We start from the raw sequence: 3,707 nt of genomic DNA, 5'->3' as shown, positions 1-3,707 counted from the left end.
CGACGGCGGCCACATTCATGACCGCCGCCTTGACGGGGATGCCGATGCTGCGGAACGCGAGCAGCAGCAGCACACATCCCAGCGCCACCACCACCCCCACGAACAGCGGCAGCTTGCTCACGATCACCGCGGCGAAGTCGTCGTAGCCCGCGGTCAGCCCGCCCACGTAGACCCGCAGCGAGCTGCCCTCCTCGGCCCGGGGCAGCACCTCGGCGCGCAGCCGTCCGACGAGGTCGGAGGTGTCCCGGGACTGCGGTGCCGTCGTGGGGACGACCGTGATGACGCCGGTGTCGCCGCCTCCGCCCAGGTCCGCGGTGCTCACCGAGGCCACCCCGTGGATGGTGCGCAGGGTCTCGGGCAGTTCGGTGAAGGCCATACGGTCGTCGGCCCCGTCCATGCTGCCTATCAGCGTCAACGGGCCGTTGAAACCTGGTCCGAAGCCCTCGGCCAGCAGGTCGTAGGCCCGGCGCGTGGTCGAGGCCGAGGAACCGTTGCCCTGATCCGAGGTGCCCAGGTGGAGCGAGAACGTGGGGAGGGCGAGCACCGCGATGAGGGCGGCCGCGACCGCCCCCAGCAGTTTGGGGCGGCGCTCGACGCAGAGCGCCCAGCGCGCGCACAGGCCCTGGGACGCCGCGGCTTCCGGCCCCCGCTCGGCCAGCCGTCCGCGGTCCCTCCGGCTCAGGGCCCGCATGCCGATCAGGCCGAGCAGCGCGGGCAGCAGGGTGAGCGAGGCGGCGACCGTAAGGGCGACGGTGAGCGCCGCGGCGACCGCCACCCCGTTGAGGAAGGACAGCCGCAGGACGAGCATGCCGAGGAGCGCGAGACAGACGGTCGCGCCCGCGAAGACCACCGCGCGCCCCGAGGTGGCCACCGCGCGCTGAGCGGCCTGTTCCACCGACAGCCCCCGCCGCAGCCCCTTGCGGTGCCGGGTGACGATGAACAGCGCGTAGTCGATCCCCACTCCGAGGCCGATCAGCATGCCGAGCATGGGCGCGAAGTCGGCGATCGTCATGGCGTGGCCGAGCAGCCCGATGGCCGCGTACGCGGTGCCGACGCCGATGAGCGCGGTGGCGATCGGCAGCAGCGTCGCCGCGAGCGAGCCGAAGGCGAGGAAGAGCACCAGGGCGGCCACGCCGACCCCGATGGCCTCGCTCAGATGGGCCGGTCCGGTCCGCTCGGTGAGCCCGGCGCCCGCACCGCCCATCTCGACCTGAAGGCCCTTGGCCCCGGAGGCGGCGGAGCGCACCGTGTCGAGCACCCGGCGGACCTCCGCCTCGCCCAGCTCTGCGGCCGGTTCACGGAAGACGATGGTGGCGTAGGCGGTGTGCCCGTCGGCGCTGATCCGGCCGTTGTCACCGTCCTCGCCGAGCCCGCCGGATCCGCCCAACCGGCCGGTGTCACCGGCGCCGTACGGACCGGTCGCGGAGACGGCACCGTACGGGCCGGTCGCGGAGACGGCGCCGTACGGACCGGTCACGGAGGCCACGCCGGGCAGGTCCGCCACCTGCCGCAGCGCCGCCGTCATCCGCCGCTCGACCCCTGGGGCGCGTACGGTGCCCGCGCCGTCCGCCGTGTGCCAGACGATGGTGTCGCTGTCCCCCGCCCGGTCCGGCAGCCGCCGCTCCATCAGGGCGGAGACCTTGGAGGAGTCGGTGCCCGGGATGTCGTAGTCGTTGGAGTACGCCGAACCTGTCACGGCCGCCGCCGCGGCGACCCCGGCGAAGGCGGCCAGCCACAGCACGATGACGATGGCGCGGCGCCTGAGACACCAGCGGGCGAGTGCGGCCATGGCTGCTTTCCGGGTCGTGCGCCGGGGGGCGCCGTGATGTGCTTGTGACCTGGCACTCTGCCAGGCGAAAAAGATCCTTTGTCCCCTTTGTGGGCTTCACCACATGAGGGAGGGGAAGTCGGAGAGCATGAATCCTGCCGCGTCCGGAGGCCGCCGCCCGCGTATCGGCATCGGCGGTATGCACATCGAGTCCAGCACCTTCAGCCCGCACCGCGCGGCCTACGAGGACTTCCGCGTCACCCGCGGCGCCGAGCTGCTGGACCGCTACTCCTGGACCCAGCCGGACGGCGATCTGGCCGGGCACGCCGAGTGGGTGCCCCTGCTCCACGCCGTCTCGCTCCCCGGCGGCCCGGTCGAGCGCGAGACCTACGACCGGATCAAGGGCGAGCTGATCGAGCGGCTGCGGCGGGCCGGTCCGCTCGACGGGCTGGTCTACGACATCCACGGCGCGATGAGCGTGCTGGGCCTGGAGGACGCCGAGGGCGACCTGACCGAGGCGGTACGGGAGGCGATGGGGCCCGACGCGCTGATCTCCGCCGCCATGGACCTCCACGGCAATGTCTCCCGCCGCTTCGCGGGCCGGCTCGACCTGATCACCGCCCACCGGCTCGCCCCGCACGAGGACGCCTGGGAGACCCGCGAGCGCGCCGCCCGCAAGCTGGTGGAGCGCCTGGCCTCCGGCAGGGGCCGCCCGCACCTGGCCTGGGTGCAGATCCCGGTGCTGCTGCCCGGGGAGCGCACCAGCACCCGTCTGGAGCCCGCCAAGTCGCTGTACGGGCGGCTGGCCGCCGTGGAGGCGATGGACGGCGTCGTGGACGCGGCGATCTGGGTGGGATACGCCTGGGCCGACGAGCCGCGCTGCCGGGCGGCCGTGGTGGTGACCGGCGACGACCCCGTGCTCGCCGTCGAGCAGACCCGCTCCCTGGCCCGCGAGTACTGGGAGATGCGCCGCGACTTCGCCTTCGTCGGCCCCACCGGAGGCGCCGACGAGTGCATCGCCGAGGCCGTCGCCTCCTCCGCCCGCCCCTTCCTGATCAGCGACTCCGGCGACAATCCCACGGCCGGGGGCGCCGGGGACCTCGCCTATATGCTCGGGCGGCTGCTGGCCAACGAGGACCTGGCCGCCGGCCACGCCACCGCCCTGCACCCCGGGATCACCGATCCGGCGGCGGTCGCGGAGTGCTTCGCCGCCGGGCCGGGCGCGACGGTCCGGCTGTCCGTCGGCGGCGGGATCAGCCGGGGGACGGCGGACCACGCCGCGCCCTGCGAGCTGACCGGCGAGGTGGTCGCCCTGCGCCGGGACGACCCGGTCGGCGGGGATCTCGCGGCGGTGCGGCACGGGGGCGTCACGGCGATCCTGGTCAGCCGCCGCAAGCCGTTCCACACCCTGGCCGACTTCGGCGAGCTGGACCCGCGCGGCTATGACCTCGTCGTCGTCAAGATCGGCTATCTGGAGCCCGAGCTGTACGCCCTGGCGGCGGACTGGCGGCTCGCGCTCACCCCCGGCGGGGTCGACCAGGATCTGGCGCGCCTGGGCCACCGGCGCCTCGTACGACCGCTGTACCCCTTCGACGACGAGGGTTTCGAGGTGCCGCATCTGGAGCCGCTGCTTCTCTAGCGGTGTTCGGTGGATCGTGGCGCCTGCGGCGGGCTTCTCCCCTACCCGCCCCTTCCCACAACTGGGGCTCCGCCCCAGACCCCGCGGCCGGGCACCCCGGATGTGCGCGGGCATCCACCCGGTCATCCGCCGCGTCGGCGTGCCGATGGCGAACCGCGACCAGCCCCCGCCTCGCGGACGCCCTGTCCCCTGCCCACCGGCCGGCCGCTCGACCACCGCGTCACAGGCGGCGCGGACGGCGCCTCAGCCGGACACCCCGGATGTGCGCGGGCATCCGCCCGGTCATCCGCCGCGTCGGCG

The 3,707-nt window shown here is 74.2% G+C and carries 2 protein-coding genes; one reads left to right on the top strand and one right to left on the bottom strand.

All coding sequences use genetic code 11. The features are described 5' to 3' along the window. Nucleotides 1-1,789, bottom strand: a 1,789-nt coding sequence (locus tag GWI24_RS41915) for an MMPL family transporter (protein ID WP_210951260.1), incomplete at its 3' end; no start/stop codon positions are given. Between the two features lie 127 nt (nt 1,790-1,916). Between GWI24_RS41915 and GWI24_RS41910 the strand changes: the two genes are divergently transcribed. Continuing rightward, nucleotides 1,917-3,407 carry a M81 family metallopeptidase gene (locus tag GWI24_RS41910; protein ID WP_210951259.1) on the top strand — a complete coding sequence of 497 codons (1,491 nt, stop codon included), beginning with the start codon at nt 1,917-1,919 and terminating at the stop codon, nt 3,405-3,407. Nucleotides 3,408-3,707 lie beyond the last annotated feature (300 nt).

Origin of the sequence: Streptomyces sp. MK37H, from assembly GCF_018035285.1 — a bacterium.
Lineage (GTDB): Bacteria > Actinomycetota > Actinomycetes > Streptomycetales > Streptomycetaceae > Streptomyces > Streptomyces endocoffeicus.
Note: the sequence above shows the minus strand (reverse complement) of the source record. Positions and strands in the feature narration are given on the sequence as shown.